General features: G+C 71.4%; 21 protein-coding genes and 1 tRNA gene. 12 read left to right on the top strand and 10 right to left on the bottom strand.

Going from position 1 to position 23,948, the window contains the following annotated elements; all coding sequences use genetic code 11:
* Nucleotides 1–329 precede the first annotated feature (329 nt).
* Nucleotides 330–605, top strand: coding sequence for a hypothetical protein (locus GA0115240_RS22665; protein WP_093739070.1), 276 nt, complete (start codon nucleotides 330–332; stop codon nucleotides 603–605).
* Between the two features lie 194 nt (nucleotides 606–799).
* Nucleotides 800–2,614 (top strand): glutamine--fructose-6-phosphate transaminase (isomerizing), encoded by a 1,815-nt coding sequence (glmS, locus tag GA0115240_RS22660; RefSeq protein WP_093739068.1) that lies wholly within the window; start codon nucleotides 800–802, stop codon nucleotides 2,612–2,614.
* 162 nt (nucleotides 2,615–2,776) lie between these two features.
* Here glmS and GA0115240_RS22655 read toward each other — a convergent pair whose 3' ends face one another.
* Nucleotides 2,777–3,298 (bottom strand): universal stress protein, encoded by a 522-nt coding sequence (locus GA0115240_RS22655; RefSeq protein WP_093739066.1) that lies wholly within the window; start codon nucleotides 3,296–3,298, stop codon nucleotides 2,777–2,779.
* Nucleotides 3,299–4,009: 711 nt separating this feature from the next.
* Here GA0115240_RS22655 and GA0115240_RS22650 point away from each other — a divergent pair.
* From GA0115240_RS22650 to GA0115240_RS22640, 3 genes are all read left to right on the top strand, one after another.
* Nucleotides 4,010–5,329, top strand: a complete 1,320-nt coding sequence (locus GA0115240_RS22650; RefSeq protein WP_093739064.1) for a helix-turn-helix domain-containing protein — start codon at nucleotides 4,010–4,012, stop codon at nucleotides 5,327–5,329.
* Nucleotides 5,330–5,334: 5 nt separating this feature from the next.
* Entirely contained in the window at nucleotides 5,335–5,973 is a 639-nt protein-coding gene (orn, locus tag GA0115240_RS22645) for an oligoribonuclease (protein WP_093739063.1), read from the top strand.
* Nucleotides 5,974–6,097: 124 nt separating this feature from the next.
* A tRNA-His gene (locus GA0115240_RS22640) sits at nucleotides 6,098–6,170 on the top strand.
* Between the two features lie 370 nt (nucleotides 6,171–6,540).
* On the opposite strand, the gene GA0115240_RS22635 is transcribed toward GA0115240_RS22640, so the two are convergent.
* On the bottom strand, nucleotides 6,541–6,756 hold the full coding sequence (locus GA0115240_RS22635) for a hypothetical protein (protein WP_141708933.1): 216 nt from the start codon (nucleotides 6,754–6,756) through the stop codon (nucleotides 6,541–6,543).
* 71 nt (nucleotides 6,757–6,827) lie between these two features.
* The gene (locus GA0115240_RS22630; RefSeq protein WP_093739059.1) at nucleotides 6,828–7,130 is read right to left on the bottom strand and encodes a hypothetical protein; all 303 of its coding nucleotides are present in this window, start codon (nucleotides 7,128–7,130) and stop codon (nucleotides 6,828–6,830) included.
* A gap of 233 nt (nucleotides 7,131–7,363) precedes the next feature.
* Here GA0115240_RS22630 and GA0115240_RS22625 point away from each other — a divergent pair, with 233 nt between their 5' ends.
* Nucleotides 7,364–9,178 (top strand): discoidin domain-containing protein, encoded by a 1,815-nt coding sequence (locus GA0115240_RS22625; RefSeq protein WP_093739057.1) that lies wholly within the window; start codon nucleotides 7,364–7,366, stop codon nucleotides 9,176–9,178.
* A gap of 153 nt (nucleotides 9,179–9,331) precedes the next feature.
* Here the strand turns inward: GA0115240_RS22625 and GA0115240_RS22620 are convergent, their stop codons facing one another.
* The 3 genes from GA0115240_RS22620 to GA0115240_RS22610 form a co-directional block, all read right to left on the bottom strand.
* Nucleotides 9,332–9,763 carry a PaaI family thioesterase gene (locus GA0115240_RS22620; RefSeq protein ID WP_093739134.1) on the bottom strand — a complete coding sequence of 144 codons (432 nt, stop codon included), beginning with the start codon at nucleotides 9,761–9,763 and terminating at the stop codon, nucleotides 9,332–9,334.
* Between the two features lie 166 nt (nucleotides 9,764–9,929).
* Nucleotides 9,930–10,946 (bottom strand): acyltransferase domain-containing protein, encoded by a 1,017-nt coding sequence (locus GA0115240_RS22615; protein WP_161302380.1) that lies wholly within the window; start codon nucleotides 10,944–10,946, stop codon nucleotides 9,930–9,932.
* A gap of 85 nt (nucleotides 10,947–11,031) precedes the next feature.
* Nucleotides 11,032–11,940, bottom strand: a complete 909-nt coding sequence (locus GA0115240_RS22610) for an inositol monophosphatase family protein (RefSeq protein ID WP_202451645.1) — start codon at nucleotides 11,938–11,940, stop codon at nucleotides 11,032–11,034.
* Between the two features lie 193 nt (nucleotides 11,941–12,133).
* On the opposite strand from GA0115240_RS22610, the gene GA0115240_RS22605 reads away from it, so the two are divergent.
* Nucleotides 12,134–13,159 (top strand): Lrp/AsnC family transcriptional regulator, encoded by a 1,026-nt coding sequence (locus GA0115240_RS22605; RefSeq protein ID WP_093739053.1) that lies wholly within the window; start codon nucleotides 12,134–12,136, stop codon nucleotides 13,157–13,159.
* A 158-nt stretch (nucleotides 13,160–13,317) separates the two neighbouring features.
* On the opposite strand, the gene GA0115240_RS22600 is transcribed toward GA0115240_RS22605, so the two are convergent.
* Entirely contained in the window at nucleotides 13,318–14,340 is a 1,023-nt protein-coding gene (locus GA0115240_RS22600; RefSeq protein WP_093739051.1) for a LacI family DNA-binding transcriptional regulator, read from the bottom strand.
* A gap of 392 nt (nucleotides 14,341–14,732) precedes the next feature.
* On the opposite strand from GA0115240_RS22600, the gene GA0115240_RS22595 reads away from it, so the two are divergent.
* The 4 genes from GA0115240_RS22595 (at nucleotide 14,733) to GA0115240_RS22580 (ending at nucleotide 19,722) form a co-directional block, all read left to right on the top strand.
* On the top strand, nucleotides 14,733–16,082 hold the full coding sequence (locus GA0115240_RS22595) for an ABC transporter substrate-binding protein (protein WP_093739049.1): 1,350 nt from the start codon (nucleotides 14,733–14,735) through the stop codon (nucleotides 16,080–16,082).
* 115 nt (nucleotides 16,083–16,197) lie between these two features.
* Nucleotides 16,198–17,151: a carbohydrate ABC transporter permease gene (locus GA0115240_RS22590; RefSeq protein ID WP_093739047.1), complete on the top strand. Its 954-nt coding sequence runs from the start codon at nucleotides 16,198–16,200 to the stop codon at nucleotides 17,149–17,151.
* Nucleotides 17,148–18,077, top strand: coding sequence for a carbohydrate ABC transporter permease (locus GA0115240_RS22585; RefSeq protein WP_093739045.1), 930 nt, complete (start codon nucleotides 17,148–17,150; stop codon nucleotides 18,075–18,077). Before GA0115240_RS22590 ends, GA0115240_RS22585 begins: the two co-directional genes overlap by 4 nt.
* A 94-nt stretch (nucleotides 18,078–18,171) precedes the next feature.
* Nucleotides 18,172–19,722 (top strand): GH1 family beta-glucosidase, encoded by a 1,551-nt coding sequence (locus GA0115240_RS22580; protein ID WP_093739043.1) that lies wholly within the window; start codon nucleotides 18,172–18,174, stop codon nucleotides 19,720–19,722.
* Nucleotides 19,723–19,886: 164 nt separating this feature from the next.
* On the opposite strand, the gene GA0115240_RS22575 is transcribed toward GA0115240_RS22580, so the two are convergent.
* The 3 genes from GA0115240_RS22575 to GA0115240_RS22565 form a co-directional block, all read right to left on the bottom strand.
* A complete protein-coding gene (locus GA0115240_RS22575) occupies nucleotides 19,887–21,401 on the bottom strand; it encodes a cellulose binding domain-containing protein (protein WP_093739041.1) in 1,515 nt (504 codons plus the stop codon).
* Between the two features lie 201 nt (nucleotides 21,402–21,602).
* Nucleotides 21,603–22,325: a class F sortase gene (locus GA0115240_RS22570; RefSeq protein ID WP_093739039.1), complete on the bottom strand. Its 723-nt coding sequence runs from the start codon at nucleotides 22,323–22,325 to the stop codon at nucleotides 21,603–21,605.
* 269 nt (nucleotides 22,326–22,594) lie between these two features.
* A complete protein-coding gene (locus tag GA0115240_RS22565; protein ID WP_093739037.1) occupies nucleotides 22,595–22,984 on the bottom strand; it encodes a hypothetical protein in 390 nt (129 codons plus the stop codon).
* Between the two features lie 335 nt (nucleotides 22,985–23,319).
* On the opposite strand from GA0115240_RS22565, the gene GA0115240_RS37655 reads away from it, so the two are divergent.
* Nucleotides 23,320–23,948 (top strand): multicopper oxidase domain-containing protein (locus GA0115240_RS37655; RefSeq protein ID WP_202451644.1); only part of this gene is annotated, 629 nt, incomplete at its 3' end.

Below are 23,948 nucleotides of genomic sequence, written 5' to 3'. Positions count from 1 at the left end.
CACGCAGCAGCGGCCCGCGCAGGGCGCGCCCATCGAGTCGGTTCACGCCTTGATGGGTACTCGTGGCCCCGCGCCCGGTCAAGGCGGCTCCCCGCGACCTGGCCCCGGATCACCCGCCGGGGTTCCGCTGCGGGTGCCCACGGAGCCCTGCGGCCGAGAAGTCCCGAGCACCGCCGGACCCTCCAGGCCTCCCCGGACCCCCGGGCCTCACCTGGGGAATCCACCTTCCTCGCAGCTCCCTCACCCGTTCAGCCGCGGAAATGCAGAAGAGCTGCCCGGAATCGGGCAGGATTCTTGCAAAGCTCAGGTGATCACACCAGTATCGACAAGTGCTTGAACGCCGGACGTCCCACGAGGACCTCATCGACCACCTGGTGCGGACCACGCCGCTGCACCGCGGTGAGGCCGTCCGCGTGGTGCTGGACGTCCTGGCGTACTTCGACGAGACGACGGAGGAGTTCGTCCGCAGAAGGCATCGCGAACTCCAGGCGAAGGGCCTGGTGAACAACGAGATCTTCGAGCGGATCGGCGAGGAGCTGCCGCACCGGGCGGTGGCCCCGGCGGGACTCTCCCAGCGCCAGCTCCGCCGGATCGTCTACGGCTGAGTCCAGTCGGCTGACCCGGTCGGCAGAGCCGGATCGGCCGTACCTGATCCCCAGCAGGACCGAGCAGGACCCAGCAGGAACCCGGCAGGACCCAGCACCCTCCAGCAGCACCCCCGCAGGACCAGCCGGAAGACAACAGGCCGGAAGACAACAGGTCGGGACCACCGGCCGAGGACGACCGAGAGGGACGACACATGTGCGGAATTGTCGGCTACATCGGCAGGCGTGACGTCGCGCCGCTGCTGCTGGAAGGCCTGCAGCGGCTGGAGTACCGGGGCTACGACTCGGCCGGCGTCGTCATCACCGGCAAGTCGGGCGATCTGCGGACGGTGAAGGCCAAGGGCCGGGTCCGCGACCTGGAGGAGCGCATCCCCAAGCGGTTCGCCGGCACCACCGGGATCGCGCACACCCGCTGGGCCACCCACGGAGCCCCCAGTGACGAGAACGCCCACCCGCATCTGGACGGCGAGCAGAAGGTCGCGGTCGTCCACAACGGGATCATCGACAACGCGTCCGAACTGCGGGCCCGGCTGCTGATCGAGGGCGTCGTCTTCACGTCCGAGACCGACACCGAGGTCCTGGCCCACCTGATCGCCCGCTCGCCGGCCGAGACGCTGGAGCAGAAGGTCAGCGACGCGCTGCACACGATCGAGGGCACCTACGGCATCGCGGTGCTGCACAAGGACTTCCCGGACCGGATCGTGGTGGCCCGCAACGGTTCCCCGGTGGTGCTGGGCATCGGCGAGAAGGAGATGTTCGTCGCCTCGGACGTCGCCGCGCTGGTGACCCACACCCGGCAGGTCGTCACCCTCGGGGACGGCGAGATGGCCACGCTCAAGGCCGACGACTTCCGCACCTACACCACCGAGGGGTCGCGGACCACCGCCACGCCGACCACCGTGGAGTGGGAGGCCGAGTCGTACGACATGGGCGGCCACGACACGTACATGCACAAGGAGATCGCCGAGCAGGCCGAGGCGGTGGACCGGGTGCTGCGCGGCCGGATCGACGACAAGTTCGCCACCGTGCACCTGGGCGGGCTCAACCTGGAGCCGGGCGAGGCGCGCCGGGTGCGGCGGATCAAGATCCTGGGCTGCGGCACGAGTTTCCACGCCGGCCAGATCGGCGCCCAGCTGATCGAGGAGCTGGCCCGTATCCCCGCCGACGCCGAGCCGGCGTCCGAGTTCCGCTACCGCAATCCGGTGGTGGACCCCGACACGCTCTATGTCGCGGTGTCGCAGTCCGGTGAGACCTACGACGTGCTGGCCGCCGTGCAGGAGCTCAAGCGCAAGGGCGCCCGGGTGCTGGGCGTGGTGAACGTGGTCGGTTCGGCGATCGCCCGGGAGGCCGACGGGGGCACCTATGTGCACGCCGGGCCCGAGGTGTGCGTGGTGTCCACCAAGTGCTTCACCAACACGGTGGTGGCCTTCGCCCTGTTGGCACTGCACCTGGGCCGGATCCGGGACCTGTCGGTGGCCGACGGCAAGCGGATCATCGCGGGCCTGCGCCGGCTGCCGAACCAGATCGACGAGATCCTGAAGACCGAGCCGGAGATCCAACTGCTGGCCCAGCAGTACGCGGACGCCAAGTCGATGCTGTTCATCGGGCGGGTACGCGGCTACCCGGTGGCCCGCGAGGCGTCGCTGAAGCTGAAGGAGGTCAGCTACATCCACGCCGAGGCGTACCCGGCCTCCGAGTTGAAGCACGGACCGCTGGCGCTGATCGATCCGGGCATGCCGACGGTGGCGATCGTGCCGGACGACGATCTGCTGGAGAAGAACCGGGCGGCGATGGAGGAGATCAAGGCGCGCAGCGGCCGTATCCTCGCCGTCGCCCACCAGAAGCAGGAGAAGGCCGATCACACGATCGTCGTACCGAAGAACGAGGACGAGCTGGACCCGATCCTGATGGGCATCCCGCTGCAGCTGTTCGCCTACCACACGGCACTCGCCCTCGGCCGGGACATCGACAAGCCGCGCAACCTGGCGAAGTCGGTCACGGTGGAGTAGCCGCAGGACCGGCAACCGTACGAGCGGCGGCCCGGCAACCGTACGAGCGTCCGGGCCGGCGCGCCGTACGGGTACCGGGCCGACGGCCGTACGGGAGCCGCGGCCGTCGCGCCGGTGAGCCGTACCGGTGCGGGAGCAGGGCCCCACCGACCGGTGGGGCCCTTAGGGGATCACCACCACTGGCCGCTGGGCCCGCCGCGCGAGCCGCCCGGCCACCGAGCCGAAGATCCGGCCGACCAGGCCCTGCGTACCGCCGACCACGATGGCGTCGGCCTCGTACTCCCGGCCGACCTCCTCCAACTCGTGGCAGATGTCGCCGCCGCGCTCCACCAGCACCCAGGAGATCTCGGCGAGATGGTCCGAGCAGGCCAGCTCCAGGCCCAGCAGTTCGGTGCGGTGGTCGGGAACGTCCACGAAGACCGGCGGCTCGCAGCCGGCCCATACGGTGGCCGGCAGCCGATTGGCCACATGCACGATGATCAGCGCGGAACCCGTTCTGCGCGCCATGCCGATCGCATAGGAGAGGGCGCGCTCGCTGGACACGGAACCGTCGAACCCGACCACGACGCCGTGCCGGAAGGCCGGATCGCAGGCGTGCCGCGCCGCGAGGGCCGGCTCGGTCGGCGCCGTCGCATCGGCGAGCGGCCTGCCGTCGGCGGGTTCGGAAAACTCATGACCGGCCATGATGCGGATTCTCGTCGGCGAAGGCGGCGCTGACGCGCCGAGCAGCGGACAGGACGATGAAAGGGAGGCGGGGCGTCGCTGCGGCCGGTTTCGGCCAGTTCGCCACTTCCCGTCCCACTCTCTCCAGAGTACGGCCGTGAAGTCCGCCTGCACAGAGTCGGCGGGGTCCTCACAGCTTCTCCGGTACCCGGAGTTTCCAGGAGGATGCCGGAGCGGAGCCATGAACGCAACGCCATCCCGCCAACTCGCAGCATGGTTCAGCGCATGGGCGCACCGCGGGGGCGCACCCTTTTTCACCCGTACGGCCTAGGTCAGGCCCCGGTCGCCCTGCCGACCGGGGCACCCTTGGCGCCCTTTTACGCACACCGGTCCGACGAACAGCGATTTTCGGCCAACTTCTGTGCGTGGTGCGGGCGTTGGACTTCGGCCCGGCTAACACCTCCGCCACCTGCGGTTCTACGATGCGCGGTGACCCAGGAGGTGACTTCCGGGGCCCGAGTGACGCGAGGCGTACTTCCCAGCGAGCGCTCGGAGTGAAACGCTTCGTGATCGAACGCTTTACGCCACGTTATCTTGTCGACTAAGCGTCAGATGGTGAACTTGTCACTAACGTCCCACCTGACACAGTAGATTTGATCATGGGTGGCCTCGCGGGGGAGAACATGCAGGACCGAGGGGACGACGCGTCGATTCGAGGGGGGCTTGAGCTCCATGAGCCAGGAGTCCAGTTCCGGTACGGCGACGGACAGTCCGTCGCAAGCACCATCGGCATCGCCTCGCGCCATTCGCAAACTCTCCGCGCGACGCCGACCGGAAGTCGTCGCGGTGCTGCTGTTCAGCGGCGGGCCGATCTTCGAGAGCTCCATACCGCTCTCGGTGTTCGGCATCGACCGCCAGGACGCGGGCGTGCCGCGCTACCGGTTGCTGGTGTGTGCCGGTGAGGAAGGTCCGCTGCGCACCACCGGCGGCCTCGAACTGACCGCGCCCTACGGGCTGGAGGCGCTGTCCAGGGCCGGCACCGTGGTGGTGCCGACCTGGCGCTCGATATCCCAGGCGCCGCCGCCCGAGGCGCTGGACGCGATCCGCCGCGCCCACGAGGAAGGCGCCCGGATCATCGGGCTGTGCACCGGCGCCTTCGTGCTGGCGGCGGCCGGACTGCTGGACGGCCGGCCGGCCACCACCCACTGGATGTACGCGCCCACCCTCGCGAAGCGCTATCCGTCGGTTCATGTGGACCCGCGCGAGCTGTTCGTGGACGACGGGGACGTGCTGACCTCGGCCGGCACGGCCGCCGGTATCGATCTGTGCCTGCACGTGGTCCGTACCGACCACGGCACCGAGGCCGCGGCGGCGCTGGCCCGGCGGCTGGTCGTACCGCCCCGGCGGTCGGACTGGCAGACCGGGCAGCGGCACCTGGACAGGTCTTTACCCGAGGAGATCGGCGCCGACCCGCTGGCCGAGGTCGTCGCCTGGGCGCTGGAGCACCTGCACGAGCAGTTCGACGTGGAGGCGCTGGCCGCGCGCGCCTACATGAGCCGGCGGACCTTCGACCGGCGGTTCCGGTCGCTGACCGGCAGCGCGCCATTGCAGTGGCTGATCACCCAGCGGGTGCTGCAGGCGCAGCGGCTGCTGGAGACGTCCGACTACTCGGTGGACGAGGTGGCCGGCCGCTGCGGCTTCCGCTCCCCGGTGGCGCTGCGCGGCCACTTCCGGCGGCAGCTCGGCTCCTCCCCCGCGTCCTACCGGGCCGCCTACCGGGCCCGCCGGCCGCAGGACGAGCCGGATCGGCCGGACCGACCGGACCGGCCGGACCGCCCACTGCCCCCCGCGGAGCTGCCGGCCCTGCGCCGGGGGCCGGTCTCCCAGATCCTGGCCGCACCGGCGAAGGCCGACCCGGACACCTACACCGCGCGGGTTCCCGACCAGCCGGCCCGGCCCGAGGTCTCGGACCCCTCGGGCCGCAACCGGCTGCGGACCGCACGCGGCCTCGGCGCCGCACTGCCGGGACCCCGTGATCGCCCCGTAGGGTGAGACATATGAACGACCGGATGGTATGGATCGACTGTGAGATGACCGGGCTGTCACTGGCGCACGACGCGCTGATCGAAGTGGCGGCACTGGTCACCGACTCGGAGCTGAAGGTGCTCGGCGAGGGGGTGGACATCGTGATCCGCCCGCCCGCCGAGGCGCTGGAGTCGATGCCGGACATCGTCCGCCAGATGCACACCTCCTCCGGCCTGCTCAAGGAGCTGGACGACGGGGTGACGCTCGCCGAGGCGGAGAAGCTGGTCATGGCCTATGTGCGCAAGCACGTCAAGGAGCCGCGCAAGGCGCCGCTGTGCGGGAACTCGGTCTCCACCGACCGGGGCTTCCTGGCCCGTGACATGCCCACGTTGGAGCAGCACCTCCACTACCGGATCGTGGACGTCTCCTCGATCAAGGAGCTGGCCCGCCGCTGGTACCCGAGGGCCTACTTCAACAGCCCGGAGAAGAACGGCAACCACCGCGCGCTGGCGGACATCCGCGAATCCATCGCCGAGCTGCGCTACTACCGCGAGGCCGTCTTCGTCGCGCCGCCCGGGCCGGACACGGACACGGTCCGCGCGATCGCAGCGAAGCACGTCCTGCCGGCCGACGTGACCGCCGACCGGTCTGCCGCCAAGCCGGGCCACTGACCTGCGGTTTTCCACCCTCTGCGGGCCTGCGGCGGGCCGCCGGGAAAGTCTGGCGCGACCACCCCTCCAAACCCTGTACACTTTTTCAGGCGGCGCCACCCCAGTAGGAAAAGCGCCGCTCATGGTGGGTGTAGCTCAGCTGGTAGAGCACCTGGTTGTGGTCCAGGATGCCGCGGGTTCGAGTCCCGTCACTCACCCTGCCGAATGAGGCCGCCGCCCCGCGAAAGCGGGCGGCGGCCTCATTCTTGTGTCCCCGCGCCGGCCTCCTGGTCGCTGCCCGTGCGGGGGACGGCGGGTGCGACCGGCCGGTATCAGGGTCCGATTCCTTCACTTGCGCCCGGTACTTACAGATATGACCCGGCGGAAATCCACAGGCCCGGCCGCCGGCACCGCTCGGCGCCGGGACAGCGGGTCAGCGAGGCGCCGGCCGGCGAGAAGGCCAAAAACCGACCTTCCGCTGGGCCGGGGCGGAGTTGGCCTCTAAGGGCTCCCCGTCGCCCGGGTGACACGGTCCGGCCGGGGGATCCGCCGGGCACGCCGATGGGGTGCGCCTGTCCCCGCGCACCCTCATACGTCGTCCAGGCCGTCCACCATGGCCGCGAGCTGCCGGCGGTCGAAGGCGTCGAGGAAGGGGAAGACCGCCCCGCAGTCGAGACAGGCCCGGGCGAGGTCGGCGTCGACGGTCGGCCGCCGCTTGAAGAGGGCCGGACGGGCGAACTTCAGGCGCAGGCGATCTCTAGCCTGGAGTCCTGAGACCAGGCGCGCGACAGGGCTCAATCGCACGGACCCGCATATCCCACAGCGCATGCCGGAACGATAGCCCCCGGGCTTCGGCGCGGGCGCCGAGCCGTCGGTCAGCTTCGACGTGCTCCGTCCGGTCCGGTGCACCAGCGAGGCGCACCGGAGCAGTTCGTCGTACAGAGCGTGATGGGACGGCGGGAGACTGCGCGGTAGTCCTCGGCCGGGATCACGGCCTCGATCCGTCCGCCGCGGTCCAGCACGGACCGGGCGAACCAGGCGTCCGGCCCGTCCGCGAGACAGGAGACGCCCACCAGTCCGTCCGCGTCGTACTCGCTGATCACCGCGGCGAGTTCGGGGCGCAAGGTCCGCGCCAGGTCCTGCGGCAGTCCGCGGTGACCGGTGATGCCGACGCGCACGTCCTTTCCCCTCCGTCGCACCGGTACACCGGTTTTTCGGGCCCGGCCGCACCGATGGTCGCTGAACAGGCACTTGTCCGTTCGAGACTCGAAATCGCCGAGGCGCCAACACACCAGTATTGAACAACTTATTGACGGGGGTGTACGCGCCTTGTAAACATCACCTCGCTAGAGAGCGCTCTCAGTGGCGTTCCGGCCTCCATCACGGACCCCCACCCGGTTGAGGAGAACACATGTCAGGCAGCACAGCCACATTGGTGCGCCGGCGGCCAGGGCGGCACGACAGATCCCGGCCGTACTTCATCCTTGCCCTGCTGATCGCCCTCGTGGCCGGTGTCGCGCTCGTCGTCACCGCGCAGTCCCCGGCCCGCGCGGCCGGCTCGCTGCTGTCGCAGGGCAAGCCCGCCACCGCGTCCTCCACCGAGAACGCGGGTACGCCCGCGTCGGCGGCCGTGGACGGCAACACCGGCACCCGCTGGTCCAGCGCGGCGTCCGATCCCCAGTGGCTCCAGGTCGACCTCGGTTCGTCGCAGACGATCTCGCAGGTGACCTTGAACTGGGAGACGGCGTACGCCAAATCCTTCAAAATCCAGACCTCCGCCGACGGCACCGCCTGGACGGACGTCTACTCCACCACCACCGGCACCGGCGGCGTGCAGAATCTGGCCGTAAACGGTTCCGGCCGCTACGTCCGGGTGTACGGCACGGTCCGCGCCACGCAGTACGGCTACTCCCTGTGGGAGTTCCAGGTCTACGGCCCCGGTGGCGGATCCACCCAGCCGGCCACCTGCAGCACCGACAACGCGGCGCTGAACCGTACCGCCACCGCCTCCTCCACCGAGAACGCCGGCACGCCCGCCTCCGCGGCCGTGGACGGCAACACCGGCACCCGCTGGTCCAGCGCGTTCAGCGACCCGCAGTGGCTCGAAGTGGACCTCGGCTCGTCGCAGCAGGTCTGCGGGGTCGGCCTGAACTGGGAGGCCGCGTACGCCTCCGGCTTCAAGATCCAGACGTCCACCGACGGCACCACCTGGACGGACGTCTACACCACCACCACGAGCACCGGCGGCGTGCAGAACCTGAACGTGACCGGCACCGGCCGCTACGTCCGCGTCTACGGCACCGCCCGCGCGACGGCGTACGGCTACTCCCTGTGGGAGTTCCAGGTGCACGTGCAGGGCGGCACCGGCACCACCCCGCCGCCCACCTCGCCCACCTCGCCGCCCAGCGACGCCTTCTGGGGCACCACCAGTGACATCCCGGCCGCGCACAACGTGATGGAACTGAAGATCCTCAACCGGACCAACGGCCAGTACCCGGACAGCCAGGTGTACTGGAGCTTCAACGGCCAGGTTCACTCGATCGCCGACCAGCCGTACTTCGACATGCCGGCGAACTCGTCGGGCCGGATGTACTTCTACCTCGGTTCGCCGAACAGCCAGTACTACGACTTCATCGAGTTCACCATCGGCGCCACCGTCTTCAACGGGAACACCACCCGGGTGGACGCCTGGGGCCTGCCGCTGGCGATGCGTCTGCACTCGCACGACGGCTCGGAGATCCAGCTCGGCGACAGCCAGGACCTGTTCAACCAGAGCCGGGACGCCACCTTCGCGCAGTTCCAGGCCGCGGTGCCGCAGCAGTTCAAGGTGCTCGCGCAGACCCAGGCGCCTTACCGGATCATCGCCCCGGGCAGCGACCCGAGCTTCCAGACCGGTGGCGTCAACGCCAACTACTACACGGCGTACGCCAATTCGGTCGGGGTCAACGAGCCCACCTCGAACATCTTCGGCTGCGCCGGCTCGCTGGCCGGCAACCCGACGATGTGCGCGGCGCTCAACCGCCACACCGCGACCCTGCCGACCGCCCAGCAGCAGGACCCGACGAAGTTCTACTCGGGCGACCCGGCCAACTGGTACGCCAAGTTCTGGCACGACCACGCGATCAACCACCTCGCCTACGGCTTCCCGTACGACGATGTGGCCGGTCAGGCCGCGTACGCCTCGCAGCAGAACCCGCAGTGGATGGAGATCGCCGTCGGTTGGTGACGACGATCCCGCTCGGCCGGGATCGTCCCGCTCGGGATGATCCCGGACCTCCCTGAACCATCCTCCCGATCCCCCCACAAAAACCGCCGGGGGCGGGGCGCGGATCCACCCCATGGGTCCGCGTTCCGCCCCCGGCGGCGTGTTCCCGGTCCGCTACGGCGTGATCAGCAGGCAACTGCTGGTGGCGGTGGCCAGCAGGCGGCCGTCGGCGGACTCGATGCGGGCCTCGGCCAGGGCGGTGCGGCGGCCGAGATGGACGACGCGGCCGGTGCAGCGCACGGTGCCGGAGCCGACCCGGATCGCGCCGAGGAACTTCACGCTGAGGTCGAGGCTGGTGTAGCCGGTGCCGGCCGGCAGCCGGGTCTGGACGGCGCAGCCCGCCGCGGAGTCCAGCAGCGTGGCGTAGACGCCGCCGTGCACCGATCCGATCGGGTTGTAGTGGAATTCCGCGGGCTCCAGGGCGAAGACCGCCTCCCCGTCGCCGACCGACTCCAGCCGCATGCCGAGGGTCAGCAGGATCGGCGGCACGGGTATCGCACCGTCGGCCATCGCGCGCAGGAACTCCAGCCCGCTGCGTCCCGCCATGCCGGCCGCCGTGACGAGCGGGTCCTGCCACTCCACCACCCGCCGCCGCTGGGTCTCCTCGTCCGCCACGCCGCTCGCCTTCCGTTGGCCGCCCGCTGCTGTCGGCCGCGCTGCTGAGTCCGCCGCCGGGCCCGCTACTGGGGGCCCGCTACTGGGCCCGAGCCTTTCACAGGGCGAGCCAGGCGCTCGCGGTGTGCCAGTGGCGGCCGGCCCGCAGATGGGAGGTGATCGCGCGTTCGAGGGTGGTACGGGCGGGGAGGGACGCCAGGGGAAGCTCGGGGTCGCCGAAGACGAAGCCGATCGGGGTGCGGTCGTCCGGTTCGGGGTTGGGCCGCGCGGCGTGGAAGAGACGCTGGAAGCCGAGGATGTTGGAGGTCGGCGGCAGGTACCCGGCGAGCTGCGGGTCGAGCAGCCAGGAAAAGCAGACCGCCACCGCGGCCGGCTCGTCGGGGAAATGACGCGGGAAGAACGCACGCGCGGCGGTGAGCGACTCCCGGCAGGCATCCGGCGTCAACGGACCCCGGAAATCCGGGATATGGATCATCAGCGCGGGCGCGTCCGGCCCGGCGGCGGCACCTTCGGCGGCGAGCGTACGGCCCATGGTGCCGCCGAGCCGGACGCGTTCGAACTGGAGCCGGCCGAGTTGGTAGAGCGTGCCGCGGAACGCGCGCGCCAGCCAGTAGGCGTGGAGGACCCCGGGGATGCCGTGCCGGCGGCGGTGCAGGCTGAGGTGGCGGCCGGTATCCGCCAGCGTACGGCGGCTGGTCTCCTCCGGGACGCCGCGGGCGCGGTGGTAAGCCCGGGTGTACGGCAACGCACCGATCAGCGCGAACAGGGCGAACCAGTGCCCGGCGGCGCCCAGTTCGGCGGGCAGCGGCGGCAGCGTGGGGCCGGGCCGCACACCGCCGCCGGGTCCGCCGCCCGGAACGCCCATGTCCCGGGCCAGCACGGCCACGCACCGGTCCAGCAGCCGGTTCAGCGTGGCGTCGCCGGCCAGTTCGGCGCGCGCCGCCAGCACGGGGTTGACGTCGTCGGGCGCCACGCCCAGGTCGAGCAGCACATCGGCCAGCGCCGTCCCGCGCGGCACCGCCACCTCGACGTCGGCGGCCCCGGCGTCCGTCAGTCCGCGCGCCCACGCGGCAAGATCCGGGTCTGCGTCGAGCACGCGCGCGGTGTCCGCCATGCCGAAAACCCTAACGCGGGGTGCTGTCCGGGAGCGCGTGCGGGGCATGCGCGGGCGACCGCGCCCGCCGCCTCGTGGTGCCTGTTCAGCGTGCCTGTTCAGCCTGTTCGGCGCGCCCGGGCGCCGGGTCCGCGGACCCCGGCAGGAGTCGCAGCAGGGCGGCCCGCAGGGTTGGGGCGGCGGCCAGGAAAGAGGGGGACGCGGGGGTCCAGGGGCGGCCGGCCGCATCGGTGACGGCGGCGCCCGCCTCGCGGGCGATCAGGGCGCCGGGGAGCAGGTTGGTGGCGTCCTGGCCGTACTGCCAGAAGGCGTCGAGGCGGCCGGCGGCGACATCGGCGATCTGCCAGGAGGTGGGGCCGAGGTTGCGGACGGCGCCGACGTGCGGGAGGACGGCGGCCTGGGAGCGGCCGCTCAGTTCGGCGGCGGCGGGCCGGCTCGCGATGTCCGGCGGCGCGCTGTTGGCAAGCATCGCGATGCGCAGATCCTGCTTGGCGGCGGGGGCGATCGGGGCGCCGTCGCGGGTCGCGCCGGCCCCGGCGGCGGCGCGGTACGTCTCACCGCGCGTGGGTGCGTGCAGGACGGCGGCCACCGCCTCGCCGTCCCGGATCAGGGCGAGGCTGACGCAGAAGTACGGCAGGTCCTGCAGGTATTGCACGGCCCCGTCGACCGGGTCGACGATCCATGCCTCGCCCCGGGCGGGCAGTTCGGTGCCGAGTTCCTCGGTCCAGGGGACGCCGGGCCGCAGCGCGTCGAGGTGTTCGCGCAGTACGGCGATCACGGGTGCCTCCAGCGCGCGGTAGGCCGCGGCGAACTCCGGGAAGGTCAGGAAGGGGGCGGGGCGGGGTGCCCGGAGCAGGACACGGCCGGCTTCCTCGGCGGCCGCGGCCATCCCGGCCAGCAGGGCGGCATCTGCGGCGGGTGCGGCTGCGGCTGGGGCTGCGGCTGCGGAGGAGGGGGCAGCGGCGGGGGTGGGTGCGGGCAGGGGCGTGGTCATGGCTTCGGCCTCCGGTTCAGTGGCTGCGAGCGGTTCCTCCATCCTGGGTCCGGCCCGCTCGGTAGTGCGGCTCGGCGGCCTCGTAGTGGGTGGATTCGCCGATTCGCCGCTCCGAGGTGGCCTATCCGACGCCTATCGGCGCGTACGGTGAGCGAAAACGCACCCCGCCACCAGCAGATCGGAATGACCCGCCATGTCGCCTCCCGCCCCAGCGGACCGCGTCCTCACCGCGGAGGACCAGCGGCTGGTCGCCGCGCTGCAGTGCGACGGCCGGCTCGGCGCGGAGGCGGCCGGCGAGGCGCTGGGGATCAGCCCGCGCCGGGTGCGGCTGCGGTGGAAGGCGCTGCTGGGCGACGGCACCGTGCGGGTGGTGGTGCCCGCCGCGCCCGGGCCGGACGGGCTCGGCGCGCAACTGCTGCGGATCCGGGTGCTGCGCGGCAAGCTGGACACCATCACGGCCGCGCTGGCGGCCCGCGAGGACATCCCGTTCATCGATGTGACTACCGCGGGGGACGAGATCCTGGCGGTGGCGTGGACCCGGCCGGGGTCGCGGGACCCGCTGGTCTTCCGGCAGCTGCCCTCCACCCAGGCGGTCACGGCGGTGGAGGCGGCGACCGTGCTGCGTGTGTTCCGGCTCGCCACCCAGTGGCGGCACGACGTGCTGACGGCGGCCGAACGCAGCGCCCTCACACCGCCGTTCACCCCGGCGCGAGGGGACCTCGACGACACCGACCGGACACTGCTCGCGGCGCTGGCGGACGACGCGCGGCTGCCCGCCACCACCCTCGCGCACCGCACCGGCCTTCCGCAGTCGACAGTACGGCGCCGCCTGGCCGCGCTCACCGCCGAGGGCGGGCTGGTCACCCAGGTCGTCGTCGACCCGCGCCGGCTCGGGCTGGCCGTCGACGCCAGCGTGATGCTGCGGGTGCCGCCGGACTTCCTCGACGCGGCCGGCCGCAGACTCGCCAAACACCCGGCCGTGCACGGCGCGTTCGCCACCTCGGGCGCGGCGAATCTCTACGCCGCGGTGTGGGTGCGCGATCTCGCGGCGCTCTACGCCTTCCTCGCCGAGGACTTGACCGGCCTCGGCATCACGCACACCGAGACCGCCATCATCAGCCACCCGGTCAAACGCCCGGGCGACCGGCCCGGAGCCGACCGTACGCCGTCGCACCACCGGCCGTCGCACCGTACGCCGCCGGGACAGCCGCCACCGTAACGGGGCCGCCGCGACCGGCCGGCCCCCCGGCGCGGGCCCTCGGGCCGGACCGTGAGCCCAGCCGCGACCAAGGCCCGGACCCCCGGCCCGCCCCCCGGGCCCGACCCTCCCGGCCCGGACCTGCTTCGGGACCCCGGTCCGGACCCCGGTCGCGACCGCTAGACCGAGTCCCGCTGCACCAGTTCCGTCGCCAGCACGACGTGCCGGCGCACCGACGCCCGCTCGGCGATCTCCTCCAGCAGCACCCGGGCCATGGTCCGGCCCATCTCCTCGGTCGGCTGCCGGACGGAGGTCAGCGCGGGGTCCATGTGGCGGGCGATCGCGGAGTCCTCGAAGCCGACCAGGGCCACGTCGTCGGGCACCCGGCGGCCCATCTCCCGCAGCACCGCCCGTGCGCCCGCCGCCATCACGTCGGAGGCGGCGAAGACGCCGTCGATGTCGGGGCGTCGCGAGAGCAGCTCGCGCATGGCCCGCCGGCCGCCCTCCTCGGTGAAGTCGCCGCCGGCCACCAGCGAGTCGGCGGGCCGGACGTCCGCCTGCGCGACCGCCTGGTGGTAGCCGTCGAGTCGGCAGCGGGCCACGTACATGTCCAGCGGGCCGGTGATGGTCGCGACCTGGCGGCGGCCCCGGGCGATGAGGTGGGCGACGGCCGCCCGCGCCCCGCCGACGTTGTCGGCGTCCACGTACGAGACGGATTCCAGGTCGCTGCGACGGCCGTTGAGGACGGCCGGCATCTCCAGCTGTTCCAGCAGGTCCGGCAGCGGGTCGTCCTCGTGGACGGAGACCAGCAGGACGCCGTCCACCCGGTGGGCGGCCAGATACTGGCCGAAGCGGGACCGCTCCTTGGGCGTACGGATCAAGGTGAGCAGCAACTGCATGTCGGTGTCGGCCAGTTCGGCGCCGATGCCGCGGATGATGTCGGAGAAGTACGGCTCGGCGAACAGCCGGGTCTCCGGCTCCGGGATGACCAGCGCGATGGCGTCGGTCCGGTTGCCGGCCAGCGCGCGGGCCGCCCGGTTCGGTACGTAGCCCAGCTCGGCGATGGCGGCCTCGACGGCGGCCTTGGCCCGGTCGCTGACCCGGGGCGAGCCGTTGATCACCCGCGACACCGTGCCGCGCCCCACCCCGGCGCGCACGGCCACCTCTTCCAGGGTGGGCCGTCCGCTGTGCCGCCCGTTCATGGCCACTTCCGCCTCCTGCTGGCTTACCGTCGCGCCACCTTAGCGCCCGCCATGGTCGCGTCCGCGGCCGTTTGAGAGCGCTCCCACGATACAAGGCCATGCTTACCGCGCCGCTCAGCGGTAGTGCCGGGGCGTGCGGAGCTCGTGCGGCAGTTGTACGCGACTGGTGGTGACGTGAGTTCAAGAAGTGATCCCGCCTCAGCCGCGGACACGTTCCGGCAACGAAAACGTCTTCACGTCTTGACACTGGACCCCCCGAGGCGTGACTGTTCCGGAAAGCTTAGTGGGAGCGCTCCCATACTTGGGTGGTCCGGAGCAGTCGTCCGGAGCACCTCATCCATGGCGCTCACAGCAGCACCCGCACGCCGACCCACCCTGACAAGGAGAGTGGAATGCGCACTTCCGGCAGAACCCGCAGGGCCGCCGTCATCGCGGTCGCGGGTCTCGCAGCCTGCGCGACCCTGATCACCGGCTGCAGCAGCAACAGCAAGGATTCCGGCAGCGGGGGCAGCGGCAAGTCCTCCGCGAACGAGAAGATCACCCTGCGCATCGGCGACTTCGGATCGTTCGGCTACGACGACAAGACCGGCGCCAAGCTCTTCTCCGAGTACCACGCGCTGCACCCCAACATCACCGTGGTCGAGGACAACGTCTCGGACAGCGGGGCGTACTGGAACTCCCTCAAGCTGCACCTGACCCAGAACAGCGGTCTGGACGACATCCAGGCGATCGAGATCGGCTTCGTCGCCAACGCCGTCCAGCCGCAGTACGCGTCGAAGTTCGTGGACTTCAACACGGTCAAGGGCTTCAAGGCCAGTGACTGGCTGGACTACAAGGAGAAGGAAGCCACCACCACCGACGGGAAGATCATCGGGGTGGGCACCGATGTCGGCCCGACCGCGATCTGCTACCGCAAGGACCTCTTCCAGCAGGCCGGCCTGCCGACCGACCGGGACGCGGTCGCGGCGCTGTGGCAGGGCGACTGGAGCAAGTTCGTCTCGGTGGGCCAGCGGTTCAAGGCGAAGGCGCCGGCCGGCGTGGCGTTCACCGACTCCGCCAGTGGTCTGTTCAACGCGGTTCTGGCCAGCCAGACCCAGCAGTACACCGATGACAGCGGCAAGCTGATCTACGACACCAGCACCGGTGTGAAGACGGCCTGGGACCTGTCCGCCCAGGCGGTGCAGGACGGACTGACCGCCAAGCTCCAGCAGTTCGACGCGAACAACACCTGGAGCGCGGCCTTCAAGACCAACAAGTTCGCCACCGTCGCCTGCCCGAGCTGGATGATCGGCCAGGTCGCGACCAACTCCGGCCCGGCCAACAAGGGCAAGTGGGACATCGCCCAGCCGCCGCAGGCCGGCAACTGGGGCGGTTCCTTCCTCGGGGTGCCGAAGACCGGCAAGCACGTGGCCGAGGCCACCGCGCTGGCCCAGTGGCTGACCGCCCCGGCCCAGGAGGTCAAGGTCTTCCAGAAGTTCGGCAACATCCCGTCGAACAAGGCGGCGCTGAGCGACCCGGCGGTGCTGAACACCACCAACGACTACTTCCCGGGCACTCCGGTGGGCAAGATCTTCACCGCCACCGCCAATGACATCAAGCCGGCCCCGATCGGCCCGAACGACAGCGTGGTGAAGGACACCATCACCCAGAACGGGCTGCTCGACATGGAACAGCGCGGGACCTCGAAGGACAAGGCCTGGTCGAATGTGAAGGCCCAGGTCCAGGACAAGGTCGGCCAGTAGCACCGAGCGCGGCACGGGGCCGCCCGGCAGCGCCTCCCCCGCCTGCCGGGCGGCCCGCACCAGCACGTCCGTACCCTCCCACCCTCGCCCGCTCCCCTACCGGAAGGACGCCCTCGTGGCCACCTCCGTCAGGGCGGCGTCCGACGGCCGCGCCCCAGCCGGCTGGCGCAGCAAGCTGTACCGGCTGGACACCAAGGCGTCGCCGTACGCGTACATCGCCCCCTTCTTCCTCTGCTTCGCGGCCTTCGGGCTCTTCCCGCTGATCTACACCGGCTGGCTCTCCCTCAACCAGGTCCAACTCGGCACCACCGCCCACTGGGTGGGCCTGAAGAACTACACCGAGCTGTGGAAGAACCAGTTCTTCTGGACCGCGCTGCGCAACACCTTCACGCTCGGCGTGATCTCCACCGTGCCGCAGCTGATGATGGCGCTCGGCCTGGCCCACCTGCTCAACTACCAGCTGAAGGCGCGCGGTTTCTTCCGGGTCGCGGTCCTCGCGCCCTACGCGACCTCGATCGCGGCGGCCTCGCTGGTGTTCGTGCAGCTGTTCAATCCCGACTACGGGATGATCAACCAGCTCCTCGGGCACCTCGGGGTCGACCCGGTGCAGTGGTCGTCCTCCAAGTGGCCGGCCCAGATAGCCATCTCGTCGATCGTGACCTGGCGCTGGACCGGCTACAACGCGCTGATCTACCTGGCCGCCATGCAGGCGGTGCCGGCCGATCTGTACGAGGCGGCGGCGCTCGACGGGGCCTCACGGTGGCGGCAGTTCATCAGTGTGACCATCCCGTCGATCCGGCCGACCATCTTCTTCACCATCATCGTCTCCACCATCGGCGCCACTCAGCTCTTCGGTGAGCCGCTCATCTACGGCGGCAACAGCGCCTCGGGCGGCTCGGCGCACCAATACCAGACGCTGAGCCTGTACATGTACGACAAGGGCTGGCAGATCGGCGAGCTGGGCCAGGCGTCCGCGGTGGCCTGGGTGATGCTGCTGATCCTGCTGCTGATCGGCGCGGTCCAGCTGTTCGTGCTGCGCAGGAACAACCGCCGGAAGCTGGGAGGCTGACCGATGGCACAACTCACCCAGCCGGTACTGCCGTCGGGCCGCGAGCAGGCCGCCGTCACCGCCGACCGGCCCCGGCGCTTCCGGCTGCGGGCCGGGGCGCCGGCAAGCAGCAGCACGGCGGACCCTTCGCCTATGTCTTCCTGATCATCGCGACGCTCGTCTCGCTGTTCCCGCTGTACTGGACGGTCGTGGCGGCCTCGCACACCGACACCGACATCGTCACGCCGCCGACGCCGCTGCTGCCCGGCAGCCACCTGATCCAGAACCTGAAGATCGTCTGGGACCAGGTCGACATGACCACGGCCCTGGTCAACTCCAGCATCGTGGCCTGCTGCGTGGCCTTCAGCACCGTGCTGTTCGCGACCCTGGCCGGATTCGCCTTCGCCAAGCTGCAGTTCCGCGGCCGCAACGCGCTGCTGACGGTGGTGGTGGCGACCATGACCATTCCCCCGCAGCTCACCGTCATCCCGCTGTACCAGATCATCACCAACGTGGGCTGGGTCGGCCACATCCAGTCGGTGATCCTGCCGTCGCTGGTGGCCGCGTTCGGCGTGTTCTTCATGCGGCAGTTCCTCGCCGAGGCGCTGCCGGTGGAGCTGGTCGAGGCGGCCCGGGTGGACGGCGCGAACTCGATGCGGATCATCTGGCACGTGGTGTTCCCGATCGCGCGGCCGGCCATGGCGGTGCTCGGGATGCTGGTCTTCGTGCAGTCCTGGAACGACTTCTTCTGGCCGTTCATCGCGCTGAACCAGCAGAACCCGACGGTTCAGGTCGCGCTGGCCGGGCTGGGATCCGGCGACCACACCATCGACCACGCGGTGGTGGTGACCGGCGCGCTGGTGGCGACGCTGCCGCTGCTGCTGGTGTTCGCGGTGCTCGGCCGGCAGATCGTCGGCGGCATCACGGCCGGCGCGGTCAAGAGCTGAGCCCGTGGGCTGCGATCCCCGAGCCGCTCCCGGTGAGCCCGCCGCCCCTGTCCGTCCCCCGACGACCCCCTGATTCCCCTTGGAGTCCCCCGCCATGACAGCTGTCCGTTCCAAGAGCGCCGGGAGCGCCGCAGGCGCCGCCGGCGCCGCGAGTGCCCTGAGCACCGCGAGCACCGCGGCCGCGAGCACCGAAGACGCCGGGGCACCGGCCCCGCTCCGTTTCCCTCCCGGCTTCGTCTGGGGGGCGGCCACCGCCGCCTACCAGATCGAGGGCGCCGCGGCCGAGGACGGCCGCACCCCTTCGATCTGGGACACCTTCAGCCACACTCCAGGCCGGGTGCTCAACGGCGACACCGGTGACATCGCGGCCGACCACTACCACCGCTTCCGCGACGACGTCGGCCTGATGTCCGACCTGAATTTGGGCGCGTACCGCTTCTCGGTGTCCTGGTCGCGGGTGCAGCCGACCGGGCGCGGTCCGGCGGTGCAGCGCGGTCTGGACTTCTACCGGCAGCTGGTGGACGAGCTGCTGGCGCGGGGGATCACCCCGGTCGCCACCCTCTACCACTGGGACCTGCCGCAGGAGTTGGAGAACGTCGGCGGCTGGACGGTGCGGGACACCGCCGAGCGGTTCGCGGAGTACGCCGGCATCGTGGCCGGCGCGATCGGCGACCGGGTGCCGTACTTCACCACGCTCAACGAGCCCTGGTGCTCGGCCTTCCTCGGCTACGGCTCCGGGGTGCACGCGCCCGGCCGCACCGACCCGGAGGCGGCGCTGAAGGCGGTGCACCACCTCAACCTCGCGCACGGCAGGGCGATCGGCGCGCTGCGGGCGGTGCTGCCGGCCACCGCGCAGACCTCGATCACCCTCAACCTGCACCAGATCAGGCCGCTTTCGGACTCGGCCGCGGATCTGGACGCGGCCCGCCGGATCGACGCGGTGGGCAACCGGGTCTTCCTCGGCCCTGTTCTCGGCGGCGCCTACCCGGCGGACCTGCTCGCCGACACCGCGCACCTGGTGGACTGGGACACCCTCGTGCACGACGGCGACCTCGCGGAGATCTCCCGGCCCATCGACCTGCTGGGCGTCAACTACTACACGCCCACGCTGGTCTCGGACGGCCGGGCGCTGGGCGACGGCGCGGACCTGACGCGCAATGACGGCCACGGCGCCAGCGACCACTCGCCGTGGCCGGGTTCGGAGCATGTCGCCTTCCACCTGTCGCCGGGCGAGACCACGGCGATGCGCTGGTCGGTGGACGCGTCGGGCCTGTACGACCTGCTGATGCGGATCGCCCGGGAGCACCCCGAGCTGCCGATGATGGTCACCGAGAACGGCGCCGCCTACGACGACTACGTCTCCCCGGAGGGCGCGGTCAACGACCCGCAGCGGATCGCCTATGTACGCGGCCACCTCGCGGCGGTGCACCGGGCGCTGGCCGACGGCGCCGATGTGCGCGGCTACTTCCTGTGGTCGCTGATGGACAACTTCGAGTGGGGCTACGGCTACAGCAAGCGCTTCGGCGCGGTGTACATCGACTTCCCCACCCAGCGGCGGATCCCGAAGCGGAGCGCGCACTGGTACGCGGCGGTGGCCCGCGACAACGTCCTTCCGGATGTCACGGAGGAAGACGGGGCATCCTGAAGGGACGGGTGCGGTGGGGCAGTTCGAGGGTGCTGTCCCGCCGCACCGCAGCATCGGCGCGCCGCGGCGGCGCCGGACCGTGACCGCAGCACGACAACGAGCCGGCCGCTCCTCTCCCGTGGGGGGGAGAGAGGAACGGCCGGTGGTCTCGGGGTGGTTCGGGATCAGCCCGTGTAGGCGGCGAACGCCTTGGAGAAGGCGCCGGCGCTCTGCGTGATCGAGCTGCAGGAGGCGTCCGCCCAGCTCTGCGCGCCGCCCGCGCACTGCTTGTCACGGGTCGCGGACCACATCGACAGCCAGGCGAGGTGCTTGGTCCGGGCGAAGGTGACCAGCTGGGTGGCGTCGGCGACCGTGAACGTCTCGGTGTTGACGTCGTTCAGGCCGATCATCGGGGTGACCGCGATCTTGCTCCAGGCGGCCGCGTCGGACAGCCCCAGCACGCTCTTGACCTGGGCCTGGGTGGCGGTGGCGCCGTCGATCGCGTACTGGCCCATGTCGCCGTTGAACGAGGAGCCGTAGTCCATCGCCATGATGTTCACCGCGTGCACGTCGACACCGTTGCTCTTGGCGTTGGACAGCAGGTTGATGCCGTCCTGGGTGAGGCCGGTGGGCATCGCGGGCAGCGTGTAGGAGACCTCCAGGCCGCTGTGGCTGCGCTGGAGTTGGGCGATCGCCTGGGCGCGGCGGGTGTTGGCCGCGGTGTCCGGCAGCGCGCCGCCCTCCACGTCGAAGTCCACCTTGGTCAGCTTGTACTGGTCGATGACCTTGCCGTAGGCGTTCGCCAGGTCGGTGACGGAGGTGCAGGCGGAGGCGAGTTCGCTGCCGTTGGCGCCGCCGAAGGAGACCCGGACGTCGCCGCCGGCCGCCCGGACCGCGCCGATCTGCGCTGCCACCGCGTCGCTGCCGAGGTCGGTGACGCCGCCCCACTTGGGGGTGCAGCCGCCGCCGGAGACGACAAAGGCGAGGTTGAACTGCTTGACCCCGTTGGCGCTCATGGCGCCGGTGAGGTTGTAGGCGGGGTACAGCGAGGTGTCCACGTAGGGCGCGAAGCCGCTGGAGGCGGTGGAGCCGCTGCCCGCGGTGGGGGTGGGCGTCGCGGTCGGGGCCGGCGACTGGGTGGGCTGCTGGGTGGGGGTCTGCGTCGGCTTCTGCGTCGGCGTCCGGCTGGGCTGGGCCGTCGGCTGCTGGGTCGGCGGTACGGTCGCTGTCGCCGTCGGGTGGCCGGTCGGGGTCGGCGTGGGCTGGTCCGACACCGAGCACTTGGTGTTGTCGATCAGGCAGTTGACCGGGTCGGCGGCCCGGGTCGCGGCGTGGGTGACGAAGCCGACCGAGGCCGAACCGCCGGGCGCGATGCTGCTGTCCCAGCTCGCCGGGGTGACGGTCACGGTCTGCCCGGAGACGGTGAAGTCGCCGTTCCACAGTGAGCTGATGGTGGTGCCGGCCGGCAGGTCGAACTTCAGCGTCCAGCCCTTCAGGGCGGCGCTGTTGGAGTTGGTGATCGCGTACTGCCCGGTGTAACCGGTCGTCCAGTCACTGGTCTTGGAATACGCGGCACCGACCGTCGCGGCACTGGCCGGCCCGGCGAGGGCGAAGGCGCCGGCGGCGATCGCGGCGGCCGCGGTGACCGCGCCGATGAGTTGGACCTTGCGGCCGGGACGACGGCGGTGGGTGGTTGCCATGGGGGGGTTGCCTGCCTCGTACTCGGGAGTAGGGGACGCGGCATGCACGCTAGCCCCACGCCGAGGGACAAAAGCCCAGTTGGCGGCGGTGCGGCAGGTTCTTATGGCGGGCTTAAGGAAGCGTAAGGAAGGGCTTAATGGAGCCGGCAGTTCCGGGCGGTTTGCGCCGGCCCCCGTCGGCGGGGGCCGGCCGGCGCCGGGTCAGCCCTGGGACGCCTGGTCCAGGTGGGCGAAGACGACCACGTTGTCCTGGTAGTCCTGCTTCTTGTGGTCGAAGGTGCCGCCGCAGGTGATGATCCGCAGTTCGGCGTCCGGGGTGTCCCCGTAGACGCGCTGGTCCGGGAAGTCGTCCTTGGCGAAGGTCTCCACCGAGTCGACGGTGAAGCGCGCCACGCTGTTGTCGGCACGGGTGATGGCGACCGGCTGGCCCTTCTTGAGCAGGGACAGCAACTCGAACACGGCCGGTCCGGTCTTGGTGTCGACGTGCCCGGCCACGATGGCGTTGCCGCGCTCCCCCGGCGTCGGGCCGTCCCCGTACCAGCCGGCCAGATTGGAGTTGTCCTCCGGCGGTGCCTCCAGCCGGCCGTCGGCGCCCAGCGACAGCTTGGTGAACGGCGCGCTCACCCCGATGTCGGGAATGGACAGCAGCGTCGGCTCGGAGCGCGCCATCGACGGGCCGCCGGTGGGCGGCGGTGTGCCGGGCTGCTCCTGCTGCCCTTGCCCGCCCTGCGGGCCCTGCTGGCCGGACGCCGCGGACTGGGAGGTGACGACCGGGCCGCTCACCGGCGCCTGGCCCTGCGCGTGGGTCAGGGAGTTGTACATCATCAGCGCGCCCAGCAGGGCCGCCGCGGCGGCCCAGCGCATCGCCCGCGGCCGGCGTTCGGGGACCGGAGGGGTGTCGCGCTGCGGGGACTGCACGGCCATGGGTGCTGCCTTTCGAGTGCCCCGGCGAGCGGTCGGGGGTGCGGGCGGGGGGTCGGGGCGGGGTGTGCGGGCTGATGCCGGCTGGTTGGGGCCGGCGGGTTGGGGCCGGCCGGTCGCGCAGGCCGGCGCCGGGGAGGCAAAGAGGCCGGCGTGGCCACCGCGGGGGGAGCGGTGGCCACGCCGGGCGGCGCGTGCGGAGTCACGCGCCGGCGGGGCACCCGCGGTGTGTCAGGTCACCGCGAGGCCCCAAGAGGGCGGTCCCGTCCGCGTCAGAGCGCCGCGGTCGCGTTGCTGCCCGCGCCGCGACGGCGAAGCGCCCACGCGCCGGCGCCGAGGCCGCCGAGCAGCAGGACGGAACCGGCGGCCAGGCTGTTGCCACCGGACAGGGCGAGGCCGCCGCCACCGGTGTGCATGCCGCCGTGCGGCTTGTGCCAGTCGCCACCGTCGCCGGCGCGGTCCTCGCCGCCCCGCTCTCCGGGCTCACTGCGCTGGCCTTCGTCGCCCGAGCCCTTCTGCCAGTCCCCACCGTCGTGGGCGGAGGCGGAAGGTCCGCTCGGGTCGTAGGCGTTGACGGCCCCGGTGGCGTGGGCGGCCGGGGCGGCGATGGCGAGGCAGGCGGTGAGGGCGGCACCGGCCAGGATCGAGCGGGCAGTACGCATGGGGACGTTCCTTCCGTCGCGACGTACGCCGGGCCGGCCTCGTACCGTCCCGGGAAAGCGTAGTGGCGACATGCTCACCGTCCGTGAGCCGCAACCGATGTGCCACTCGGGAGGGCCGCGCGGGGGACAGAATGCGCCCTTCGGGTGACGAGGAGGCGCGGGAGATGGTCAACTCCCCCTTCCAGCAGGGCGTATGACCGCTGCCCAGCAGGGCCGGCGGCCCCCGTACCCCGGTCGCCCGTCACCCGCTCGGCCCGGACGGACGGCGCCGGCCGCCGGAAGGCCTCCACAGTGGTGACCACGAGTAGTGCGGCATCCACCTCTGAGAGGACTTCATGGCTTCGCCTCCGGTACGGACCACCTTCTCCGGCAGCGGTCGCCGGACTCTGCTGCGCGCGATGACCGGCGGCGGCGCGCTGGCGGCGCTGACGCTGCCGGGCTCCGCGCCCCAGGCCGCGGCGGCCGGTCGCCCGGCCGCGATCGACCCCTTCGCGCTGGACGGCTTCCAGCCCAGCGGCAGGACCCGCGAATACTGGGTCCAGGCCGACTCGTTCGCGCACAACGCGGCACCGAACGGGTCGGACGGCATGACGGGCATGCGCTTCACCGAAAGCCAGACCACGTATCAGGCGGTCGGCTTCCGGGCCTACACCCCCGACTGGGGCAGTCCGTTGAAGGCCGACACCGGCCCGCACGGCATCGGGGCCAACAGCGGCATCCCCGGTCCGGTGATCCGCGCCGAGGTCGGCGACGTCATCAAGGTGCACTTCAAGAACAACGACACGTACTACAAGTGGCCGCACAGCATCCATCCGCACGGGGTCCGCTACGACCAGGACAACGACGGGGGTTGGATGGCCGACGACCCCGACCGGCCCGGTACGGCGGTGCCGTTCGGCGGGACGTACACCTATACCTGGGTCTGCACCCGTGGCTCGGTGGGCAGTTGGCCCTACCACGACCA

It is taken from the genome of Streptomyces sp. DvalAA-14 (genome assembly GCF_900091855.1).
Classification (GTDB): domain Bacteria; phylum Actinomycetota; class Actinomycetes; order Streptomycetales; family Streptomycetaceae; genus Actinacidiphila.
The sequence above is the reverse complement of the archived record's forward strand: the minus strand, read 5'-3'. Positions and strand labels throughout refer to the sequence as shown.